The organism is Arthrobacter sp. TB 26 (genome assembly GCF_000427315.1).
Classification (GTDB): domain Bacteria; phylum Actinomycetota; class Actinomycetes; order Actinomycetales; family Micrococcaceae; genus Arthrobacter.
This window is the reverse complement of the sequence record NZ_AUPJ01000318.1, coordinates 1-22,143: the sequence shown is the minus strand read 5'-3', so window position 1 is coordinate 22,143 and position 22,143 is coordinate 1. Positions and strand designations below refer to the sequence as shown.

The window sequence follows — 22,143 nt, the reverse complement described above, 5'->3', positions numbered from 1 at the left end:
AAACAGAGGGCATCCGGCTACCGCGGGGGGAGACCTGGCCGTGGGGACAGCAGCGCACCCCACTCCTCTGCGCCGCAGCGGGCGCCACGGAAACAGCAAGCCCTCCTGCGGTGTCCTGATGAAGCGGAGCTAGCATTGCTGCGCTTAGAGCGCCTAGGGGCCCTGAGGCCGCGTTCATGGGTGATGCCGGGCCGGGTCCGATGGCCCGTCCCCTGTTGTTCCGCATCGTCCTGCCGGTCCGCCATCAAGGATTCCACTTCCTCCACCGGGGTCCACACCCTTCATGCGGGCGACAACGCGCCGCATGTTTCACGTGAAACAAATGTTGCGCCCCGCGGACACCCTGAGGGACGCGCCGGCGGGTGATTATGGCGAGTAGGCCAGGCCCGTCGGACACGTCGGTGGATCACTTCGCGTCACGGCGTGGTCCCACTGTCGTATGTTCCTTCTGAAGTCCAGAGCGGTACCGTCAACCGGAGAAGTACTGCTGAGCTGCCTCTGTCAGGGGACTCAGCAGCTCCCACTTGGACCAGACCGGATCCCCGCACTGTCGAATACTTTCCGGCTGCGGGCTGCCAACATCGTGGCGCGGAGTAGGTGCACTGCCCGCCTGCCGGGCCTGGAGTTCAGCGGCCTTCTATAGACTTCAGCGCCTTCCCAAGGCCCGCCAGGCAAAACTCTCGTGTTTCACGTGAAACGCTTCGGCCCGTCGTCGCGCTCAGGCGCGGCAGTAGCCCTGCCGATCCAAGGGGGGATGCCTACAGGCACACCGCCTCCAACAACCGGGCCGCCCGCACGGAGCTCATCTTTGCCTGCGTCCGCAGTATCCCAACAAACTGCAGACAGTCCTGCAAGAAGCGAGCAAGCGTCGCTGTACTGCTCGGATAACGAAAGGAGGTGCCACGTCCGTCCGGACGCGGAGCGGCGTTTGAGCGACCGATGTAGCCCTAAACCACAATCGGATACCTTCCCAGCGCGGTACTAGGACAGAAACGGAAAAGCAGACCCACCGCTGTGGGTGGCTCCAGCAGCGGTAAGTATCGGAGTGGCTGCAAATAACAAAGGGACCCGTTTCACGTGAAACGGGTCCCGTGGACGTTGCGGGGCTGAACTAGCTCGGGGCCCCGGGCGTCAGGACATCCATAATGCGGTTGAGGTCCTCCACACTTGCAAATTCGATACTCACACGGCCCTTACGGGCACCAAGAGAGATCTTCACATTGGTGTCGAGCCGGTCCGAAAGCGATGAAGCCAAATAATCCAGGCGCTCGTGCCGTGCACCGGGACGCGGAATGTTGTTCTTCGGGGACGAAGCCGGATTCTGGTAGAGGGTCACGGCCTCCTCCGTCGCACGGACGGACATGCCTTCGGCAACGATCTTCTGGGCGAGGCGTTCCATCGCGGCGGCATCCGGTAGCGCAAGCAGCGCCCGAGCGTGGCCGGCAGAGATGACGCTGGCGGCTACACGGCGCTGAACCAGCGGCGGAAGTTTGAGCAGACGAAGAGTATTGGACACCTGGGGGCGTGAACGCCCGATGCGGTCAGCCAGTTGTTCATGGGTGGTACCGAAGTCCTCCAGCAGCTGCTGGTACGCGGCTGCCTCTTCGAGCGGGTTCAGCTGGCTCCGGTGCAGGTTTTCCAACAGGGCGTCGCGGAGGAGGTCATCATCGGTGGTGTCGCGGACAATGGCGGGAATAGTTTCAAGGCCTGCGGCCTGTACTGCCCGCCACCGACGCTCGCCCATAACGAGTTCGTAGGGTTCGCCACCCTCTTCGGTTGAAGTACGGACAACAATTGGCTGGAGGACGCCTATTTCCCGAACAGAGTGCACCAGCTCCGCCATGTCGTCTTCATCGAAGACGGAACGCGGCTGCTTGCGGTTCGGGTGGATGTCAGTAACCGGGATTTCCGCAAAGCGGACTCCAGGCACTTCGACGAGTTCCACGCCCTGATCTTCAACGTCGGGAACCGCCGCTGTCTCGGGACCCATCTTCGAGGCTGGCTTGGACGCCGCTGCCGGGGACTCGCCCTTTGTGGCGGGAGTCTTCCGTGCCGGCGCCTTCTTGGCCGCGGGAACGGTCTTCGTATCCGGCGCGCTGGAAGTACCCTTGCCGGCGGCTGTTGCGGAAAGCACCTGCGACGCTGCAGCTGTCTCCTCGTCGGGCACCACTGCGGTGTCTTTCGCTACCTCGGCGGCCGGTGTCCGCTTGCGGGCTTCAGGAAAGAAAAGATCCACGGGACGGGACGGCGCTGAACCGTTGCCGGAAGCCGCGGCGGAACTTGGAATGAGTGCCCCAAGTCCACGGCCAAGGCCGCGTCGCTTATCGCTCATGGATAAATCCCTCCATTGGAAGAGCCGGGCATCACCGGACTCTAGCTAGTGCAATTCTTGAAAAGATTCTAACGTTCCGCGATTTCGGCTGCGGCTTCCAGGTAGGACAGGGCCCCACTGGATGAGGGATCGTAGGTCATCACGGTTTGCTGGTAGCTGGGAGCTTCGGATATACGGACCGATCGGGGGACCACAGCGCCGAGCACCTGCTCGGGGAAATGTTCTCGCACCTCAGCTGCCACCTGGGCAGCGAGATTGGTGCGGCCATCGTACATCGTCAGCAGGATGGTGGAAACGACCAGATCCGCATTCAAGTGCTTCTGGATCATTTCGATGTTCTTCAGCAGCTGGCTTAGTCCCTCCAGCGCGTAGTATTCGCACTGAATCGGAATGAGCACCTCGTTGGCTGCGCAGAACGCGTTGACGGTCAGCAGACCCAGGCTCGGCGGGCAGTCGATGAAGATGTAGTCCAGCCGCTCCTCACCGTTCTTCGCACGCTCCTTGGAGTACACGTCAATCGCACGGCGGAGGCGCTGCTCGCGGGCAACAAGGCTGACCAGCTCAATCTCCGCGCCGGCAAGATGGATGGTGGCGGGTGCACAGATCAGCTTGTCGATGTCCGGGCAAGGTGCCACAACGTCCTGCAACGGGATGTCGTTGATGAGCACGTCGTAGATGCTGTCAACATCGGCGTGGTGTTCAATTCCGAGCGCAGTCGAGGCGTTCCCCTGGGGATCAATGTCGATGACGAGCACATTCAAGCCCGCAGCAGCCAGGGCAGCAGCGATGTTGACCGTGGTGGTCGTCTTGCCGACTCCGCCCTTCTGGTTCGAGACGGTAAAAATCCGGGTTTTCTCCGGCTTCGGAAGTTCGCGGCCCAGAAGACGTTCGCGCCGCTTGTTCTCGTGGGCGAGCTCACGGGCGATCGGGCTGGAATCATCGATGGAGTCCAGAACATTTCCACTGGCGACTACGGATGTTTCACGTGAAACACTCGCCATTCCGGCGGGCTTCGCAACTGAAGCCGTGCGATTTCCGGAGTAGTCGTGAGCGATTGCAGGCGCAGCAAAGGCCCGTGCGGACCCCAGGGACACGAACGGGGGAATCCGCTGTGTGGAGGCTTCGCTACTGGTCACTGTGACACACTCACTCTCGTTCGGCTCTTGCTGCCGGTTACTAGCCTAACCTCTTACCCAAGGAGACCGAGGGCACCGGGCTGATGCTAGGCGATCTTTTGAGGCTTATTCACAACGATTCGGACAACGGTTGTGGGTTCTTCGAGGAGGTCCTCACCCACCAGTACAACGGAGGTCTGGGTGCCGCCAAGTTTCCGGATCACCTTGGCGGCTTTTTCAATTTCCTCGCCGGCGCTGCGTCCCTTAATTGCGACAACTTCACCCTTACCCGCCAGTAGCGGGATGGTGAGTCCGGCAAGGTTTGACAGTGCCGACACGGCGCGGGCGGTGACGACGTCGGCGTTCACCATACCCACGGCGAGTTCCGCGCGGGTGCGCATAATCGTGACGTTGTCCAGGCCGAGGTCGTCCACTACTTCCTGGAGCCAGATCACGCGGCGCTCAAGGGGTTCGATCAGGGTCAGTTCCAGATCGGGCCGGGCTATGGCCAGGCACAGGCCCGGCAGGCCGGCGCCGCTGCCGACGTCGGCCACATGGCTTCCCTCGGCAATCTGGCTCTCAATCACGGCACAGTTCAGCACGTGCCGGCTCCACAGCCGGGGTACTTCGCGGGGACCGATGAGGCCCCGCTCCGTCCCGGACGTGGCGAGGTGCTCCACGTAGCGCTTTGCGAGGTCCAGGCGGTCACCAAAGATCGCCTGTGCCGCACGCAGTTCGGCCTCGGTAATGTCAACCATCAAGCTATCCGGCACGTTCAGTCGGCGGAGACGACGATGTGGCGGTCGGCGCCTTCGCCTTCGGACTCGCTGACGAGTCCCAGGTCAGCGACGGCGTCGTGCACGATCTTGCGCTCGTAGGCGCTCATCGGGGCCAAAGCCACGGTTTCGCCGGACTTCTTCACGGAAGCGACGGCGTCTTCGGCAATCTTCTGCAGCTCGCCGGCACGCTCGGAGCGGTAGCCGTTGATGTCCAGCACCAGCCGGGACCGGTTTTCCGTCGCGGACAACACAGCGAGCCGGGTCAGTTCCTGGAGGGCTTCGAGGACTTCCCCGTCCTTGCCAACCAGGTTCTCGAGACCGGCGGATTCTTCCTCAGCCACGATCGAGATGTAGGTGCGACCGTTGCGGACTTCAATGTCGATGTCGCCGTCGATGTCGGCGATGTCCAGCAATTCCTCAAGGTAGTCCGCCGCGACGTCGCCTTCTTCTTCCAGACGGCTCGCGGAGTTGCCCTTGCCCTCGGCACCCTCGGACTCTTCGGCACTTTCATCGGTGTTCTGAGCGGAGTCCTGGACTGCGCTCAAAGCGCCGTCCTGCTCGTCGATGGCTTCAGCGGAAATAGCGTGTTCGGTGCTCTCGGCGGACATTACTTCCTCTTCCTGTTCTTACGTTGTGGCTGGACGCGCTGGCTCTTGGCCATCAGGGCTTCGGCGGCCGCGGCTTCGGCGGCCGCAGCTTCGGCCTTCTTGGCGCCCGTCAGGGGCAGGGCCGGCAAGCCCTTGGCGGCACGGCGCTCGGCCAGGGCCTTTGCGGCGGGGGATCCCGGCGTCGGCATGCGGCGGATCACGAAGAACTGCTGCGCCATGGTCCAGAGGTTGGTGGTGGTCCAGTAGATCAGCACGCCGATGGGGAAGTTGATGCCGCCCACACCGAAGACGATCGGCAGGACGTAGAGCATCATCTTCTGCTGCTTCATGAACGGGCTGGCCATCGCCTCTTCGGACATGTTTTTGGCCATGATCTGTTTCTGCGTGATGAACTGCGAGGCCGTCATGGCCAGGATCATCACAATCGACAGGATCCACACGGCAACCACATTGCCGCCCTCGGGCGTGCCGTGCAGCAGGGTGGCGGAGAGCGGGGCCCCGAAGATGCTGGACTCATCGAACTGCACCACCTGCTCGTGGCTCATCGCGCCGATGCTCTTCCCGCTGGTCGCCGCCGTCGTGATCCCGGAGAGGACCTGGAACAGTGCGAAGAAGAAGGGCATCTGGATCAGCATGGGCAGGCAGGCCGAGAACGGGTTGGTGCCGTGCTTCTTGTACATGGCCATCTGTTCCTGCGCCATGGCCTGGCGGGACAGCTGGTCGGTCTTGCCCTTGTACTTGTCCTGCAGCTTCTTCAGATCCGGCTGCAGCAGCTGCATGCCGCGCTGGGCCTTGATCTGCTTGACGAATACGGGAATCAGGGCCGCGCGGATTACCAGCACCAGGCCGATGATGGACAGGGTCCACGTCCAGCCATTGGCGGCGGGCATGCCGATGGCGCTCAGGCCATCGTGGAAGACCACCATAATGGCGGACACAAGCCACTTGAACGGAAACATGATTGTTTCAAAGAAATCCATACGATATCCCTATTCGTCAGGCCGCAGAGCGGCCTTCTCCATCAGTCTGAGCAGGCAGGTACTTGTCCGGATTGTTCAGCACAACAATTGTGGGGGTGCGGTCCGCGGGCCACTCGTATTTACCGGCGGGGACATGGTCCACACCACCGGCATTCCAGGGATGGCAGCGCAACAGACGCTTGGCCGCTAGCCAGCTTCCCTTCACCGCGCCGTGGACCGTAATCGCCTCAAGGGCGTAGGCAGAGCAGCTGGGAAAGAAGCGGCAAACCTGGCCGTACAGCGGTGAGATCGCCTTGCGGTACGCCAGAAGCAGCAGGATGAGGATATTGCGGGGCAAGTTCCAGACTGCCCGGCCCAGCCAAACGGCTGCGGATTTTGCAGGAGGGACGACGGCGGCAGTTAAGTTACGCACGCGGGGTCCCTTCCTGTGTTTTCTCGTAAGAAACTGAAGAAGCAGCCTTAGGAAGGCGGCTGCCCAGCCGTTTCATGTTGCTTTCAAGGGCGGCGTCATAGTCCGATCGCAGCTGGTCCCAGCTGGCACCCGCCNNGGGCAGGGCCCGGACCACTATCGCGAACCCGCTGCCGTATTGCTGCAACGACAAGGCACCGACTTCTCTCAGTCTTCTCTTAACGAGGTTCCTGACAACAGCGTTCCCGACACTCTTGGAAACGATGAATCCGATCCGGCTTGGTTCATTGGCAGCCAGGGCTACCGTATATAACACTACGTTCCGGCGCCCATTGCGGACACCGGAACGTACAGTTGTTGAAAAATCGGTTGATGTCCTCAGACGGTTGCGGGTGGCCAGCACCTTTAAACTCGCACAGGGATGTGGACCGACGAGTCAGTTATTTAGGCCGACAGCTCGGTGCGACCCTTGCCACGACGGGCTGCCAGGATGGCACGGCCGGCACGGGTACGCATACGAAGGCGGAAGCCGTGCTTCTTGGCTCGACGGCGGTTATTCGGCTGAAAAGTCCGCTTGCTCACGTTAGTTACTCCAGTGGGATCAAAGGTGCGCCCACCCGATCAAGGGGAAGAACTGGTCGACGCTAAGTTTTGTATGTGCCGCTTCCCTCGACTCGCAAGACGCAGGGCGTCGGGAGAGAAACAAAAGAGGCGAAAAGCGTACACATGGGACTTCACAACGTTAGGGCTTGCTGCCCTCCGGAGTCAAACCGGGGGTCGCGCCGCAGACTTTCCCCAGCTGTGGCTAACCGCCTCCCCAGCCTGTGGATGAAGTGCGTCACGCACCCCGTTTTCGAACTACACCAGTGTCATTATCCACAGGACAGAATCCAGCTATCTTCTGGACTTTTCATCGCCTAGAGTGTCCCAGTAGCCGATTATCCACGGACTGTGCATAACCCTGTGGATTAAGCCGGGGCCAGCACACTGGTTCGGGACTTGTGGCTGCAGGTAATGCAGGCAAGCAAGTTTGAGGAACTGATTGATGACAGTAGACGAAGCCAACCAAGCCAACACTGTCGGAAGTTCCTGGCGGCGGGTAGTGAGCCTGCTGGAGAATGACCACCGTGTTTCACCGCGGCAGCGTGGTTTCGTCATCCTCGCCCAGGCCCAGGGCCTCATCGGTTCCACCCTTCTGGTCGCCGTGCCCAACGAACTCACCCGCGAGGTACTCCAGACGCAGGTGAAGGAGGCCCTCGATGACGCCCTCCGGAACGTTTTCTCCGACGAGATCCGTTGCGCGATCGACGTTGACACCGATCTGGTACCGCTCCACACGGAACCCGAACCCGCCGTCGAGCTGTCCCTGTTGGCCGATCCGTCGGTGGAACTGAAGCCGCAGCCGATGCTGCCAAGCACCTCCCACGAATTCGGCCGATTGAATCCAAAGTATGTGTTCGACACCTTTGTGATCGGTTCCTCGAACCGCTTCGCCCATGCCGCGGCCGTCGCCGTCGCAGAAGCGCCGGCCAAGGCCTACAACCCCCTCTTCATCTACGGTGATTCCGGACTGGGCAAGACCCACCTGCTCCATGCAATCGGCCATTACGCCCGGCGGCTCTACAGCGGGATCCGGGTCCGCTACGTGAACTCCGAAGAATTCACCAACGACTTCATCAACTCCATCCGTGACGATGAAGGCACCAGCTTCAAGACGACATACCGCAACGTGGACGTCCTGCTGATCGATGACATCCAGTTTCTGGCCGGCAAGGACCGGACGCTGGAGGAGTTCTTCCACACGTTCAACGCCCTGCACAACAACAACAAGCAGGTGGTCATCACCTCCGACCAGCCACCCAAGCTGCTCGCTGGTTTCGAGGACCGGATGAAGTCGCGGTTCGAATGGGGCCTCCTGACCGACATCCAGCCGCCGGAACTCGAGACCCGGATCGCGATCCTCCGGAAGAAGGCGCTCAGCGAGGGCCTCTCCGCCCCGGACGATGCCCTGGAGTACATCGCTTCGAAGATCTCGAGCAACATCCGCGAACTCGAGGGGGCACTGATCCGCGTCACGGCCTTCGCCAGCCTGAACCGCCAGCCGGTCGACGTGGCCCTGGCCGAGATGGTGCTCAAGGACCTCATCACCGATGACGGAGCCCAGGAGATCACCTCCGCGCAGATCCTGACCCAGACTGCCGACTACTTCAAGCTCAGCATGGAGGAACTTTGCAGCAAGTCGCGGACCAGGACTTTGGTGACCGCCCGGCAGATCGCCATGTACCTGTGCCGTGAGCTCACGGACATGTCCCTTCCCAAGATCGGCCAGGAGCTCGGCGGCCGCGACCACACCACGGTCATCCACGCTGACCGAAAGATCCGCGAACTGATGGCCGAGCGACGGGTGATCTACAACCAGGTGACCGAACTGACCAACCGGATCAAGCAGCAGCAACGCAATTCCTGAGCTGATTCCTGACCTGACCAGACGCGCACTCTTACCTTATTAACAGGCGCCTGTGGACAAGCCTGTGGATAGTTAAGGGGACAACCGCGGTTAATGGGCTTAAAACCCTTAAGGCATCTGTGGATCAGCGGAACGGCAAAAAATGTTATCCCCATCCACACCCTGTTTAAAACCTGCTCCACCCACAGTCCATGAACAGGGCTTAACCCCGGAATCGCACCGCCAAACAGGGTTATCCACAGTATCCACAGCAGTTATTAACACTACTAATCCCTAGAAAATGAAATTCCCTCAAATAACAACTTCGATCCGGACCCCGCACACAGCCAAGGACCGTCCCGGCCGTGGCCGGAAACCGGCACCGGGCCGGCCGGAGCGAACCACACGGATGTAACCCGGGGATGGGAGAATCACACTTCTTGCGGCTAAGCTGTCTGCAGTGTGTCCGTCCTGGACATCTTTTGTGATTCCCTGCCGGGCCGGTGGCCCGGCTACCAGCGATGACAGCAGCAATGAAAGGCGGCACCCTTCCGTGAAGTTCAGAGTCGAACGGGACGTCCTGGCAGAAGCCGTGACCTGGACCGCCCGGTCGTTGTCTCCGCGGCCGCCGGTACCCGTACTTTCCGGCCTGCTCCTCAAAGCTGAAGCCGGTACCGTGAGCCTGTCGAGCTTCGATTACGAGACCTCGGCGAGGCTTGAAATCGCTGCTGACGTCACAACCGAAGGCACCATCCTGGTCTCCGGACGCCTGCTCGCCGACATCTGCCGCAGCCTTCCCTCCGCACCGGTCGACATCGAAACCGATGGCAACAAAGTCACCCTGACCTGCCGTCGAAGCAGCTTCCACCTGGCCACCATGCCGGAAGCCGAATACCCGCCGCTGCCCGCACTGCCCCCGATCAGTGGCACGGTCCCGGGCGACTCGTTCGCCCAGGCTGTCTCGCAGGTGATCATCGCGGCGAGCAAGGACGACACCCTGCCGATCCTCACCGGTGTGCGGATGGAGATCGAAGACGACCTCATCACGCTGCTGGCCACCGACCGCTACCGTCTGGCCATGCGCGAAGTCCCGTGGAAGCCCGTCACTCCGGGCATCTCAACCAGCGCCCTGGTCAAGGCCAAGACCCTCAACGAAGTGGCCAAGACCCTTGGTGGCAGCGGCGACATCCACCTCGCCCTTGCCGATGACGACAGCCGACTCATCGGATTTGAGAGCGGCGGCCGCACGACGACGTCGCTCCTGGTTGACGGCGACTACCCCAAGATCCGCTCGCTCTTTCCCGAGTCCACGCCCATCCACGCGACCGTGCAGACGTCCGAACTCGTCGAAGCTGTGCGCCGCGTCTCGCTCGTGGCGGAACGCAATACCCCGGTCCGGCTCGCCTTCACCCAGGGCCAGCTGCACCTGGACGCCGGCACGGGAGAAGATGCGCAGGCCTCCGAAGAACTCGAAGCCCAGCTCACCGGCGAAGACATCACTGTCGCCTTCAACCCGCACTACCTGATCGAAGGCCTGAGCGTCATCGAAACCAAGTTTGTGCGGTTCTCCTTCACCAGCGCGCCCAAGCCGGCCATGATCACGGCCCAACACGACGCCGACGGCGAGGACCAGGGCGACTACCGCTACCTGGTCATGCCGGTCCGGCTGCCCAACTAACTCGCAGTTACGGCCGTTTTGAGGGATCAAAACGGCCTCAGCTGCCAGTCAGTTGGGTGGACGCCCCCACCCGAAACACCCCAGCGCAGAAAAGGGTTCATCTAAGTGCACATCGGACTTATCGGCCTTGGAAAAATGGGTTTCAACATGCGCGAACGGCTGCGCAAGGGTGGAGTTGACGTCACCGGTTTTGACCGCAACCCGGGCGTCACCGACGTCGCGAGCATCGATGAACTGATCGCCGCCGTCCCGGCGCCGCGCCTGATCTGGGTGATGGTCCCCTCCGGCGAGATCACCGACGCCGTTATCACCGAACTGGGGAACAAACTCGACGCCGGCGACCTGGTGGTGGACGGCGGCAACTCCCGCTTCACCGAGGACCAGAAGCACGGGGCAGCCCTGGCGGAAAAAGGCATCCGTTTCGCCGACTGCGGTGTCTCCGGCGGGGTCTGGGGGCTGCAGAACGGCTACGGCCTCATGGCTGGCGGTGACGCCGCGGACATCGAACGGGCGATGGCCGTCTTCGACGCACTCCGTCCCGAAGGCGACCGCGCCGACAGCTTCGTCCACGTCGGCGGGATCGGCGCCGGCCACTACGCCAAGATGGTCCACAACGGCATCGAATACGGGCTGATGCAGGCGTACGCCGAAGGCTACGAGCTCCTGGCCGCCAAGGACATCGTCACCGATCTCCCCGGCACGTTCCGGGCCTGGCAGAAGGGAACCGTCGTCCGGTCCTGGCTGCTGGACCTTATGGTCAAAGCCCTTGACGAGGATCCCGGCCTGGAGTCGATTGACGATTACGTCGAGGATTCGGGCGAAGGCCGCTGGACCGTGGAGGAAGCTATCGCCAACGCCGTGCCGGCACCGGCCATCACGGCAGCGCTTTTTGCCCGCTTCTCCTCCCGGGAGGATAACTCGCCCGCGATGAAGATGGTTTCCGCGCTGCGCCACCAGTTCGGCGGGCACGCGACCCGTCCGGCCAAGTAGTCCAGCCCTGAAATCCTGAACCCGGCGTGTACCTCGAACAACTTTCGCTCACAGATTTCCGCAGTTATGCCCAGGTGGAGCTGAGCCTGGAGCCCGGCGTCACAGTGTTGGTTGGCTCTAACGGCATCGGCAAGACCAACCTCATGGAAGCCATCGGCTACCTGGCCACGCTCAGTTCGCACCGCGTTAGTTCCGATGCCCCGTTGCTGCGTTTCGGCGCCGACCGGGCCATGATCCGTGCCAAGCTCGTCCGCGGCGAGCAGTCCACCGTGCTCGAACTCGAAATCAACAGCTCCCGCGCCAACCGCGCCCGGATTAACCGCAGCAATCCGGTCCGGGCCAGGGACATCCTGGGCATCTGCCAAACCGTACTGTTCGCCCCCGAGGACCTGGCCCTGGTCAAGGGCGATCCGTCCAGCCGGCGCCGATTCCTCGATGAACTCCTGGTCAGCCTCATCCCGCGGCATGCAGCGACCCGCAGCGACTACGACCGGGTGTTAAAGCAGCGCAACGCGCTCCTGAAGTCCGCCCGCGCGGGCAAATTCGGCACGGGACAGGAGGCCACCCTGGATGTGTGGGACCAGCACATGGCCCGGGCGGGAGCCGAGCTGTTGCACGCGCGGCTCGAACTGGTGGAACGGCTCCGGCCCCACCTCAAAAGCGCCTACGCGCAACTCACTGACGGTTCCAAGGAAGCGGGCGCCATCTACCGTTCCACACTGCAGGGTGCAGGGGAGGACGACGGCGTTGCGCCGGCCGCCGCTTCCGGCCCCGCGTCAGCCCGCGGCGGGGAAGCCGCCGGGCCCGCAGAGGACCTGCGCCTGCTCTCCGTCGACCAACTCACCGAACGATACGTCCAGGCGTTCGCTTCATCACGGCGCAGGGAACTGGAGCGCGGGATCTCCCTCGTTGGGCCGCACCGCGACGAACTCGAATTGGTCCTGGGGGCTGCCCCTGCCAAAGGCTATGCTTCGCATGGCGAAACCTGGTCCATGTGCCTGTCCCTGCGCCTGGCCTCGTACTATGTCATGCTCGATGACGCCCGCACCGGGGGAACCGCCCCGATCCTGATCCTGGACGATGTTTTTGCCGAGCTTGACGTCCAGCGGCGGCGTAAACTGGCCGCAATAGTATCCGGCGCCGAGCAGGTGCTCGTGACCGCCGCCGTCGAGGACGATATCCCGACAGAACTGGCCGGGCGGCGGGTGAAGGTAATCCCGGGAGGAATCGATGAATAAGGATACCGACGGCGGTCTGCAGCCGGGCCGCGATCCCGATGACATCGACGCCGCCCAGTCGGCGCTGAACAGGATGCGCGAGGCGGCCGCGTCACGGGGCGAAATTCGGCGCAAGGCGCCGCCGCGGCCGGGAACCACCCCGCCGAAGTCCGGCCGCAGTACCGGCAGCACCCGCGGTTTCGGACAATTCCACGGCACAGGCCGGGATCCGATGGGGCTCGGCAAGGTGGTGGGCCGCCTTGTCGCGGAGCGCGGCTGGAGCTCTCCCGTGGCCGTCGGTTCGGTGATGGCGGAGTGGGCAACGCTCGTGGGACCGGAGATTTCCGCCCACTGCACCCCCGAGAGCTTCACCGATACCACCCTCCACGTCCGCTGTGATTCGACCGCCTGGGCTACGCAACTGCGCCTGCTGAGCCTCAGCCTGCTGGAGAAATTCCGCACCGAACTCGGCGAAGGGGTCGTGACCAAGATCCAGGTCCTCGGACCCGCGGCGCCCAGCTGGCGCAAGGGCGGCCGGACCGTCAACGGGCGCGGGCCGCGGGACACATACGGATAACGTCGGGGACTGCCATCGCACCCGGTCTGAAGCACTCCTTGCAAAACTCTTGAAAATTCCGCAAACGGCGTGTAGGGCGCTCAGAGGCAGCAGAGCCGTATAGGAACCCGCATCCGGTACCCCTGGGGCCTTGCAGGCGGAGTCTGCGGCCTCCCAGCGGCACTTTCCTGCCCGTTTGACCCCCTGGAATGCGGGTTTCGTCCCTATAACACGGTAGAATCGTGATAGATAACTGGGCGCCGGTGAAACGTTGACTGAGTCCGTTTCCGACGCAATATCCGCGTGCGGTAGACGGATCCTCGAGCCAGCAGCACAACCGGTGTCATCAGTGACGTGCCCGTTGGCAGTAGCTGTTTCCTCCGGGAAGGGGCAACGGCCGGCCTTCAACGAAAAAGAGGAGTCGAAAGCGCCTGTGGCTAACGACAATGCAGAGATCCCGGCAGTGGAACCAGTAGTGGCTGACACGGCGGACACCCCGCCGGAAACCGAGACTCCCCACAGCTATGGCGCCAGCGACATCACGGTGCTCGAAGGCCTGGAAGCTGTCCGGAAACGTCCCGGCATGTACATCGGCTCCACCGGACCGCGCGGTTTGCACCACCTGGTCTACGAAGTCGTGGACAACTCGGTCGATGAGGCCCTGGCCGGATACTGCACCCACATCGAAATCGTGTTGCAGGCCGACGGCGGGGTCAAGGTGGTCGACAACGGCCGCGGCATTCCGGTCGACATGCACCCGACGGAGCACAAGCCCACCGTGGAGGTCGTTATGACCATCCTGCACGCGGGCGGCAAATTCGGCGGCGGCGGCTACGCCGTGTCGGGTGGCCTGCACGGCGTCGGTATCTCCGTGGTCAACGCGCTCTCGAGCCGCGTCAATACCGAGGTCCGCCGGCAGGGCAACGTCTGGCGGATGTCCTTCGCCGACGGCGGCAAGCCGCAGGGCGGTCTGGTCCAGGGCGAAGAGACAACCGAGACCGGCACCACCCAGACGTTCTACCCGGATGCCAGCATCTTCGAATCCACGGATTTTGATTTCGAAACGCTCCGCGCCCGCTTCCAGCAGATGGCGTTCCTGAACAAGGGGCTGCGGATCACGCTGACCGATGAGCGGCGTGCCGCAGCGGAACCATCCGAAGACGGCGACCTGGACCTCGACGTCGTTCCGACCGAGGGTGAAGTTCCGGCCGAATTCCACACCGTGGTCTACCAGTACGACGACGGGCTGCTGGACTACGTCAAACACCTGAACTCCGGCAAAAAGGTCGATGTGGTCCACGAGGACGTCATCGCCTTCGAAACCGAGGACAAGGAACGCCACATCGCCCTGGAAATGGCGATGCAGTGGACCAACGCGTACTCCGAGAGCGTCCACACCTACGCCAACACCATCAACACCCATGAGGGCGGCACCCACGAAGAGGGCTTCCGCGCCGCGATGACCTCGCTGATCAACCGCTATGCGCGGGAGAAGAGCATCATCAAGGAAAAGGACGACAACCTCACCGGCGACGACATCCGCGAAGGCCTGACCGCCGTTATTTCGGTCAAGCTGGCCGAACCGCAGTTCGAGGGCCAGACCAAGACCAAGCTCGGCAACTCCGAGGTCAAGGGCTTTGTCCAGCGCGTCGTCACGGACGGGCTCGGCGACTGGCTCGAACGGAACCCCGGCCCCGCCCGCGACGTCATCCGCAAGGCCATCTCTGCCGCCCAGGCACGGATGGCTGCCCGGAAGGCCCGCGACAACGCCCGCCGGAAGAGCCCGCTGGAATCCTTCGGCATGCCTGGAAAACTCTCGGATTGCTCGTCGAAAAACCCGGAAAAGTGCGAGGTCTACATCGTGGAGGGCGACTCCGCCGGCGGTTCCGCCAAGCGCGGCCGCAACCCGGAAACCCAGGCCATCCTGCCGCTGCGCGGCAAGATCCTGAACGTGGAGCGCGCCCGGCTGGACAAGGCGCTGGGCAACGCCGAGGTCCAGTCCATGATCACCGCGTTCGGCACGGGGATCGGCGAGGACTTCGACCTGAGCAAACTGCGTTACCACAAGATCGTCCTCATGGCCGATGCCGACGTCGACGGCCAGCACATCACCACCTTGCTGATGACCCTGCTGTTCCGCTACATGCGTCCCCTGATCGAAAACGGCTACGTCTACCTCGCGCAGCCCCCGCTGTACCGGATCAAGTGGTCCAATGCACCGCATGACTACGTGTACAGCGACCGGGAGCGCGATGCGCGGCTGCTGTCGGGCCAGGCGGCAGGCCGCCGCATCCCCAAGGACAACGGCATCCAGCGTTACAAGGGCCTTGGTGAAATGGACTACACCGAGTTGTGGGACACCACCATGGACCCGGATCACCGCACCCTGCTTCAAGTCACCATGGACGACGCCCTGGCTGCGGACCAGACCTTCTCCACCCTGATGGGCGAAGACGTTGAGTCCCGCCGAAACTTCATTCAGCAGAACGCCAAGGACGTTCGGTTCCTCGATATCTAGCGGTTTTTCCACGCCCTGAATATTCCCGGACTGATATATACCTGAAACGGAAAATATAGACTATGAGTGACGAAACACCAGAAGTTCCGGCCGGCTCGGCCGACGCTGAGCCCGTTATTGAGGGCACCGTCCTTGACACCGATGTGCTGACCGACCGCGTTGAACAGGTTGACCTGCAGACGGAAATGCAGCGTTCCTACCTCGACTACGCGATGGCCGTGATTGTGGGACGGGCCCTCCCGGACGTCCGTGACGGTCTCAAGCCCGTCCACCGCCGCGTGCTCTACGCGATGTTCGACGGCGGCTACCGCCCGGAGCGCTCGTTCAACAAGTGTGCCCGCGTGGTCGGCGAGGTCATGGGCCAGTACCACCCCCACGGTGACACCGCCATCTACGATGCGCTGGTCCGGCTGATCCAGGACTGGACCATGCGCTACCCGCTGGCACTGGGCCAGGGCAACTTCGGCTCGCCCGGCAACGACGGCGCAGCAGCACCGCGATACACCGAAACGAAGATGGCCCCGCTGGCCATGGAGATGGTCCGCGACATCGACGAGGAAACCGTCGACTTCCAGGACAACTACGACGGCAAGAACCAGGAACCCACCATCCTGCCGGCGCGTTTCCCGAACCTCCTCGTCAACGGCTCCTCGGGCATCGCCGTCGGCATGGCCACCAACATCCCGCCGCACAACCTCCGCGAGGTTGCCGACGGCGTCCAGTGGTACCTGGCCAACCCGACCGTGAGCCGTGAGGAACTGCTCGAAGAGCTGATTGTTCGCATTAAGGGACCCGACTTCCCGACCGGTGCGACCATCCTGGGCCACAAGGGGATCGAGGACGCCTACCGGACGGGCCGCGGCTCGATCACCATGCGCGCCGTGGTCAATGTGGAGGAACTCCAGGGCCGCACCTGCCTCGTGGTCACCGAGCTGCCCTACCAGGCCAACCCGGACAACCTGGCGATCAAAATTGCCGAGCTCGTCAAGGACGGCAAGATCTCCGGCATCGCCGACCTGCGCGATGAAACCTCTGGACGCACCGGCCAGCGCCTCGTGATCGTGCTCAAGCGCGATGCCGTCGCCAAGGTGGTGCTGAACAACCTCTACAAGCACACCCAGCTGCAGGACAACTTCGCGGCCAACATGCTGGCGATCGTCGACGGCGTGCCCCGCACGCTGAGCCTGGATGCGTTCATCCGGCACTGGGTGACCCACCAGATGGATGTCATCGCCCGCCGGACACGCTACCGGCTCCGCAAGGCCGAGGAGGAAGCGCACATCCTGCGTGCCCTCCTCAAGGCGCTCGACGCTCTCGACGAAGTCATCGCACTGATCCGGGCCTCGAACACCACCGAGGCGGCCCGAGACGGCCTCATGCAGCTCCTCGACATCGATGAGCTCCAGGCCCGCGCCATCCTGGACATGCAGCTGCGCCGGCTCGCGGCACTGGAACGCCAGAAGATCCAGGACCGCCACTCGGAACTCGAAGCCATGATCACCGAGTACAACTCGATCCTGGCCTCGGAGGAACGCCAGCGCGGGATCATCAGCACCGAACTGGCCGAAATCGTGGCCAAACACGGCGATGACCGCCGGACCAAGGTCCTGTTGGGCTTCGACGGCGACATGTCGATGGAGGACCTGATCCCCGAAGAGGAAATGGTCGTCACGATCACCCGCGGCGGCTACGTCAAGCGCACCCGCAGCGACAACTACCGTTCGCAGCAGCGCGGCGGCAAGGGCATCAAGGGCGCGCAGCTGCGCGGCGACGACGTCGTCGAGCACTTCTTCGTGACCACCACCCACCACTGGCTGCTGTTCTTCACGAACCTTGGCCGGGTGTACCGGGCCAAGGCGTACGAGCTCGTGGAAGCCGGACGTGACGCCAAGGGCCAGCACGTGGCCAACCTGCTCGCGTTCCAGCCTGACGAGCACATCGCCCAGGTCCTGGACCTGCGGGACTACCAGCAATCGCCGTACCTGGTCCTGGCGACCAAACGCGGGCTCGTGAAGAAGACCCGCCTCGAGGACTACGACACCAACCGCTCCGCAGGCGTCATCGCGATCAACCTTCGCGACGGCGACGAGCTGGTCTCCGCCCAGCTGGTGTCCGAGACCGACGACCTGATGCTGGTCTCCCGCATGGGCCAGTCGATCCGTTTCACTGCCACCGATGAGGCCCTGCGCCCGATGGGCCGGGCAACTTCCGGGGTCACGGGCATGAAGTTCCGCGAGGACGACGAACTGCTGGCGGCCGACGTCGTCACGGACGGCTCCTTTGTCTTCATCGTCACGGAGGGCGGCTACGCCAAGCGCACCGCCGTCGAGGAATACCGCCTCCAGGGCCGTGGCGGCCTTGGCATCAAGGTCGGCAAGTACCAGGAGGAGCGCGGCCACCTCGTGGGCGCCCTGATCGTCCAGGAGGAAGACGAAGTCCTGGTGGTCATGGAAGGCGGCAAGGTGGTCCGTTCCTCCGTGACCGGAGTCCCGGCCAAGGGGCGGGACACCATGGGCGTCATCTTCGCCAAGCCGGACAAGAACGACCGCATCATCGAGGTGGCACGCAACAGCGAACGAGGACTTGAAACCGACGAGATGGTCGAAGACGAAGATGCAGTCGATGCCGCCGAAAGTCAGGCATCGGCGATGGATGACGTAACGTTGGCTGAAGATACCGGATCACAAGAGGGGTCCGCAGCGGAAGAATCAGCACCGGCCCCGGAGTCAGATGAGTCATCAGGCGATGCCGAGCTGGACGAAGACAACACCGGAGGTAACGCGTGAGTAATTCCGACTCATATCCCAAGCCGAACAGCGGCGTTCCCGGCGGAGTGCGGCAGCCTGCCTCCGCGCCGCGGGTAAGCGCGCCGTCCCGTCCCGAACAGCGCCCCGGAGCAGCCGGCGGAGCCAATGGCTCGGCCCAGCGGCCGGCAGTGCCAGGGCAACGTCCCGCGCAGGGACGTCCGGTGGCACCCGGCCAGCGCCCGGCTACCCCCGGACAACGTCCGGGCCAAGACCGTCCGGGACAGACCACTGCCGGGCTGATCAAGCCGGCGCCCAAGGCCAAGGTCCGCCGGGCCCGCCTGCTGGTCAGCAAGGTTGACCCCTGGTCCGTGCTGAAGATGGCCTTCCTGCTCTCCGTGGCACTGGGCATCGTGACCGTCGTGGCCGCGATTGTGCTCTGGACGGTCCTGGACCTGACCGGGATCTTCGACCAGGTCGACGGACTCCTCGGCACCCTGGCCGGTTCCGAAGGCGGCGGCTTCGAATTGAAGAAGGTCGCCTCGCTGGGACAGGTGGCCTCCTTCGCCACCATCATTGCCGTCATCAACGTCGTGCTGCTGACGGCACTGTCCATGCTCTCGGCCGTGCTGTACAACATCTCGGCCACCCTCGTGGGCGGCATTGGGGTCACCCTCACGGACGACTAAATCCCATAGTTTTCCCGGATTTTTCCCGGGGAAATGCCTCGATTTGAGATCGGGCCGGGATGTGCTGTAAAGTCGTATCTCGGCCCGATGAGGCATCGGGGCGTATAGCTCAGGCGGTTAGAGCGCTTCGCTGATAACGAAGAGGTCCCAGGTTCAAGTCCTGGTACGCCCACGGAATCTGTACAGATTCAAGTGGAGGGTCGGTTGATATTTGTTTATCGCCGAACCGGAACGGGGTGCATGTGAAGAAGTTGCTGGTTGTTGCAGCCACGATCGCAGGCGTCCTGCTCTACAAGAAAGTGCAGGAATCCGAGGCCCGGAAAACGGTCTGGAGCGAATCAACCGACACGGTTGATTAGCCCGGATTCCCCGGATCGGGAGCTGGGAAACTGCTTCTCGAACTAGGGTATGATTGTCGGGTTGCTTCTTATGGGGGCATGGCGCAATTGGTAGCGCACCTGCTTTGCAAGCAGGGGGTTCGGGGTTCGAGTCCCCGTGCCTCCACCATAGGGAATAATGAAAGAGCCAGGCGGCTAGGACGCCTGGCTCTTTTGTTTTCCCTGATATGACGCGGATTTTGCCGCGGTGGGGGATGTTCTGGTCCCCTGACCGTACACTGCGACGGCCCTAGTCCGATAGTAAATCGATAAATTTCGGTAGTAATTAGTGTTGGGTTCTGCGCGCCCCGTGTGCCCCGGAATCCTGCGGACGGCGATCCCTCGATCTGTCTGTGTGCGCCCGACGTGCGTCCGACGCCGACCCTGCGGCTCCTGGTCCGCAATTGGTCGGCGTCGCCAGTTTTTATGGACTTCAGAATATGTTCTGAGTTAGCCTTGATGCATGAGCCCAGCCAGCAAATCCCGGACGACTTTCCAGTCTTCTGAGCTGAGCCGCGCGTCCGCGGAGGTCTTCGCCGCTGCGGCCTACCACCCTGTCCGGATCACCCGGCGCGACGGGGAGTCCCTGGTACTGATGTCCGAGAGCGCCGACAGGGCCCGGGAGGCGCTGCTGGAGCTGGCGGCCCAGCTGGTCGCTGTCTCAACGAGCATCGAGGGGACGCTCGCAGATCGCATGAGCGACCGCTTCCCGTGGATGCTCGCCCTGAGCCCGGCCGACCAGGATGCCTGTGCGACAGCGGTGCTGGTAGCCGCGAGGGCGTCTTTCGCTACCCAGCAGCCCCACATGGCCGTTGCTGAACTCACCGCCTGGCGCGAAACGGCCACTGCCATCGCCGCCGGCCTGAGCAACGAGCCGGTTGAATGGCTCGACGAGGCCGAATCCGTCGAGCGCCCCTAGCGCATGCTAAATGAGTCGAAGGTTGCGCCATAACGAACTGGTGACACTCGTCTCAGACTTCGATTACCGAGAACGGAGACCAGCTCTGTTCAAAAACAACGAAACCGTTCGGTTCCGAACAGAGATAAGTTGAAGCTGCTACGCCCATGACGACCGCCGTGGCAGGTCTGGGTCCGAGAGAAGATGCTTGCGCCTCCAAGGCGGCCCAGCATTGGGCTAAGTTCCTTGTTAGGGCTAAGTCGACGATTCTAAAGAAGTCGACGCCAATCAGCGGATTCTAAGCGATTGCGACAAGAAGTGACTTACGACGGGACCTACGAACTGAAGATGAGTGATCAGGCACTCTCCGCATTGCGGCTCGAAATTCGCGCAGCACGGCTCCGTTTGAGGCGCGATAAGAGCCTTGGACTCGAGGTGCCACGGCTAGTGGTGCAGCTGTCCGAGATTGATCTGCCGCCGGTCGTCAGGCGATACCGGCTCGACCGTACCGCGCGACCTGGATTCGGTGGGAAGGCCTTGGACATTTGCCCGGACCGCCAGCAGGCTGAGTCTATCCATGGACTTGATCAAGGTATCGAGGCATCTGCCACTGAGACTTCTGTAGGCGTGGAGCTGGACCTGGCTGATGGAACGAATCCGGATGCCGCCGCGGATGAGTGGCCGGAGGAGTTCACGGAATATCAGGTCCAGCCAGCCTCCGCTACGCCGGCTGTCCGGCTAGCAACGCCTGCCTCGATAGAAACCTCTGAAGCTGAGCATTCCGGCAATGTCACCCTCTACCTGCCCAAGGATCTGAGCCGCTGGCTGACAGACCACCATGACGCTTCCCAGGTCTCGTATCCGGAGTTCGTGTTGGACGCCATCAGTTGGGCAAATGCGGGAGGCCGACTCAGTGAAATCTTCTCGCCGGAGGGCAGCGCGATCCCGGTCAACGACCTCTTCGGACGGGCGCGGGTGAGGTCCATACCGGTCAGCGGTTCCACCGGAACGGAGACCCGTAGGATGCGGTTCCGGAAGGACCACATGAAAGTAATCATCGGACTCGCCCGTACGTGGACTGCGGACAACCGCAACCGGCTATTCGTTGGTGTTCTCAAGGCGTATCGGGACAATGAGGCAGGTCGTTCCGCGTGATCAGGCCGCAAGTTATCAGGGAGGGGTAGCTCGGCCGGCGGATCTCAGCGCCGACATGAGGCGGTGAGCGTTTGCAGGGGATTGGAGCAAGTAGCTTGTTTCCACCAACGAGTCGTACTCCGCCTTCGACATTAAGACCGCGGACCCGTGCTTGGACATGATCTCGATCTCGGTGCGGTCCAGGTTCACCCGCTCGATGAGGCGGACAAGGTTGCGTCGAGCCTCGCTCGTGGTTATGGCCATCGCTGCCTCCTGGTCTTACCCGACATGCTAGTACGTGGACCTCCCGTCAACGATTAATGTCACACCCCGTTCGTAGAGTGGCGGCGGAACGTAGCACGACCCCGCATGTGTCGGGGAAGCCGAACGGTAGGGACGATGATCCGGCCTTATAGCTTGCTCATCGATCTCAGTAACACCGTTAAGCAGCGCTCTTCGAGCGACATCGGCCCACACGCGGCACGTTCCGGAAGGATGCAACATGGCAACGCGACGCGTCAACGGGCTGATCTACGTTCCTTGTCCTGGGTGCGGGCGCAAACTCGGACCTTTCACCCGCGTCACCGGCGGCCTTATGAGGTGCGGACACTGTGGACGACAGTTCAACGTCACCGTCTAGTACCTCAGGAGCCGGGGGGTAACAACCGGGCCA

General features: G+C 62.7%; 20 protein-coding genes and 2 tRNA genes. 13 read left to right on the top strand and 9 right to left on the bottom strand.

Going from position 1 to position 22,143, the window contains the following annotated elements; genetic code table 11:
- Positions 1–1,111 precede the first annotated feature (1,111 nt).
- The 8 genes from K789_RS0112100 to rpmH all read right to left on the bottom strand — a co-directional run bounded on the left by K789_RS0112100 (position 1,112) and on the right by rpmH (position 6,805).
- Positions 1,112–2,332: a ParB/RepB/Spo0J family partition protein gene (locus tag K789_RS0112100; RefSeq protein ID WP_024366982.1), complete on the bottom strand. Its 1,221-nt coding sequence runs from the start codon at positions 2,330–2,332 to the stop codon at positions 1,112–1,114.
- A 68-nt stretch (positions 2,333–2,400) separates the two neighbouring features.
- Positions 2,401–3,468: a ParA family protein gene (locus K789_RS0112095; protein ID WP_272943967.1), complete on the bottom strand. Its 1,068-nt coding sequence runs from the start codon at positions 3,466–3,468 to the stop codon at positions 2,401–2,403.
- An 86-nt stretch (positions 3,469–3,554) separates the two neighbouring features.
- Complete coding sequence (gene rsmG, locus K789_RS0112090) at positions 3,555–4,205, bottom strand: 16S rRNA (guanine(527)-N(7))-methyltransferase RsmG (RefSeq protein ID WP_024366980.1); 651 nt, start codon at positions 4,203–4,205, stop codon at positions 3,555–3,557.
- Between the two features lie 17 nt (positions 4,206–4,222).
- On the bottom strand, positions 4,223–4,834 hold the full coding sequence (locus tag K789_RS0112085) for a protein jag (protein ID WP_024366979.1): 612 nt from the start codon (positions 4,832–4,834) through the stop codon (positions 4,223–4,225).
- Complete coding sequence (yidC, locus tag K789_RS0112080) at positions 4,834–5,814, bottom strand: membrane protein insertase YidC (RefSeq protein ID WP_024366978.1); 981 nt, start codon at positions 5,812–5,814, stop codon at positions 4,834–4,836. Before yidC ends, K789_RS0112085 begins: the two co-directional genes overlap by 1 nt.
- A gap of 16 nt (positions 5,815–5,830) precedes the next feature.
- Entirely contained in the window at positions 5,831–6,226 is a 396-nt protein-coding gene (gene yidD / locus K789_RS0112075) for a membrane protein insertion efficiency factor YidD (RefSeq protein ID WP_024366977.1), read from the bottom strand.
- Positions 6,219–6,626 carry a ribonuclease P protein component gene (gene rnpA, locus K789_RS24630; RefSeq protein WP_084507501.1) on the bottom strand — a complete coding sequence of 136 codons (408 nt, stop codon included), beginning with the start codon at positions 6,624–6,626 and terminating at the stop codon, positions 6,219–6,221. Before rnpA ends, yidD begins: the two co-directional genes overlap by 8 nt.
- Positions 6,627–6,667: 41 nt before the next feature.
- Positions 6,668–6,805, bottom strand: coding sequence for a 50S ribosomal protein L34 (gene rpmH / locus K789_RS24625; RefSeq protein ID WP_003800212.1), 138 nt, complete (start codon positions 6,803–6,805; stop codon positions 6,668–6,670).
- 463 nt (positions 6,806–7,268) lie between these two features.
- Here rpmH and dnaA point away from each other — a divergent pair, with 463 nt between their 5' ends.
- The 13 genes from dnaA to K789_RS0112010 all read left to right on the top strand — a co-directional run bounded on the left by dnaA (position 7,269) and on the right by K789_RS0112010 (position 21,491).
- Positions 7,269–8,690 (top strand): chromosomal replication initiator protein DnaA, encoded by a 1,422-nt coding sequence (gene dnaA, locus K789_RS0112070; RefSeq protein WP_024366976.1) that lies wholly within the window; start codon positions 7,269–7,271, stop codon positions 8,688–8,690.
- Positions 8,691–9,222: 532 nt separating this feature from the next.
- Entirely contained in the window at positions 9,223–10,347 is a 1,125-nt protein-coding gene (gene dnaN, locus K789_RS0112065; RefSeq protein ID WP_024366975.1) for a DNA polymerase III subunit beta, read from the top strand.
- A gap of 105 nt (positions 10,348–10,452) precedes the next feature.
- Positions 10,453–11,337, top strand: coding sequence for a phosphogluconate dehydrogenase (NAD(+)-dependent, decarboxylating) (gene gnd, locus K789_RS0112060; RefSeq protein ID WP_024366974.1), 885 nt, complete (start codon positions 10,453–10,455; stop codon positions 11,335–11,337).
- A 26-nt stretch (positions 11,338–11,363) separates the two neighbouring features.
- Entirely contained in the window at positions 11,364–12,575 is a 1,212-nt protein-coding gene (gene recF / locus K789_RS0112055; RefSeq protein WP_024366973.1) for a DNA replication/repair protein RecF, read from the top strand.
- On the top strand, positions 12,568–13,131 hold the full coding sequence (locus K789_RS0112050; protein WP_024366972.1) for a DUF721 domain-containing protein: 564 nt from the start codon (positions 12,568–12,570) through the stop codon (positions 13,129–13,131). Before recF ends, K789_RS0112050 begins: the two co-directional genes overlap by 8 nt.
- A gap of 412 nt (positions 13,132–13,543) precedes the next feature.
- A complete protein-coding gene (gene gyrB, locus K789_RS0112045) occupies positions 13,544–15,628 on the top strand; it encodes a DNA topoisomerase (ATP-hydrolyzing) subunit B (RefSeq protein WP_024366971.1) in 2,085 nt (694 codons plus the stop codon).
- 62 nt (positions 15,629–15,690) lie between these two features.
- The gene (gene gyrA, locus K789_RS0112040; protein WP_024366970.1) at positions 15,691–18,414 is read left to right on the top strand and encodes a DNA gyrase subunit A; all 2,724 of its coding nucleotides are present in this window, start codon (positions 15,691–15,693) and stop codon (positions 18,412–18,414) included.
- Positions 18,411–19,061 (top strand): DUF3566 domain-containing protein, encoded by a 651-nt coding sequence (locus tag K789_RS0112035; protein WP_024366969.1) that lies wholly within the window; start codon positions 18,411–18,413, stop codon positions 19,059–19,061. The genes gyrA and K789_RS0112035 overlap by 4 nt, the downstream gene beginning before the upstream one ends.
- A gap of 98 nt (positions 19,062–19,159) precedes the next feature.
- A tRNA-Ile gene (locus K789_RS0112030) sits at positions 19,160–19,233 on the top strand.
- Positions 19,234–19,303: 70 nt separating this feature from the next.
- A complete protein-coding gene (locus K789_RS26205) occupies positions 19,304–19,420 on the top strand; it encodes a DLW-39 family protein (protein WP_224048067.1) in 117 nt (38 codons plus the stop codon).
- Between the two features lie 72 nt (positions 19,421–19,492).
- Positions 19,493–19,568 (top strand) — tRNA-Ala (locus K789_RS0112020).
- 333 nt (positions 19,569–19,901) lie between these two features.
- A complete protein-coding gene (locus K789_RS0112015; protein ID WP_024366968.1) occupies positions 19,902–20,357 on the top strand; it encodes a hypothetical protein in 456 nt (151 codons plus the stop codon).
- Between the two features lie 327 nt (positions 20,358–20,684).
- Positions 20,685–21,491 (top strand): hypothetical protein, encoded by an 807-nt coding sequence (locus K789_RS0112010; RefSeq protein ID WP_128081622.1) that lies wholly within the window; start codon positions 20,685–20,687, stop codon positions 21,489–21,491.
- Between the two features lie 15 nt (positions 21,492–21,506).
- Here the strand turns inward: K789_RS0112010 and K789_RS0112005 are convergent, their stop codons facing one another.
- The gene (locus K789_RS0112005) at positions 21,507–21,734 is read right to left on the bottom strand and encodes a type II toxin-antitoxin system Phd/YefM family antitoxin (protein WP_024366966.1); all 228 of its coding nucleotides are present in this window, start codon (positions 21,732–21,734) and stop codon (positions 21,507–21,509) included.
- Positions 21,735–22,143: the final 409 nt, after the last annotated feature.

Bases quoted from the DNA above. Each gene is read 5' to 3' on its own strand.
- K789_RS0112050 (WP_024366972.1), top strand. From the start codon at position 12,568: ATGAATAAGGATACCGACGGCGGTCTGCAGCCGGGCCGCGATCCCGAT.
- gyrA (WP_024366970.1), top strand. From the start codon at position 15,691: ATGAGTGACGAAACACCAGAAGTTCCGGCCGGCTCGGCCGACGCTGAG.
- dnaA (WP_024366976.1), top strand. From the start codon at position 7,269: ATGACAGTAGACGAAGCCAACCAAGCCAACACTGTCGGAAGTTCCTGG.
- K789_RS0112015 (WP_024366968.1), top strand. From the start codon at position 19,902: ATGAGCCCAGCCAGCAAATCCCGGACGACTTTCCAGTCTTCTGAGCTG.
- K789_RS0112005 (WP_024366966.1), bottom strand. From the start codon at position 21,734: ATGGCCATAACCACGAGCGAGGCTCGACGCAACCTTGTCCGCCTCATC.
- K789_RS0112085 (WP_024366979.1), bottom strand. From the start codon at position 4,834: ATGTCCGCCGAGAGCACCGAACACGCTATTTCCGCTGAAGCCATCGAC.
- yidC (WP_024366978.1), bottom strand. From the start codon at position 5,814: ATGGATTTCTTTGAAACAATCATGTTTCCGTTCAAGTGGCTTGTGTCC.
- K789_RS0112100 (WP_024366982.1), bottom strand. From the start codon at position 2,332: ATGAGCGATAAGCGACGCGGCCTTGGCCGTGGACTTGGGGCACTCATT.
- K789_RS0112010 (WP_128081622.1), top strand. From the start codon at position 20,685: ATGAGTGATCAGGCACTCTCCGCATTGCGGCTCGAAATTCGCGCAGCA.
- rsmG (WP_024366980.1), bottom strand. From the start codon at position 4,205: ATGGTTGACATTACCGAGGCCGAACTGCGTGCGGCACAGGCGATCTTT.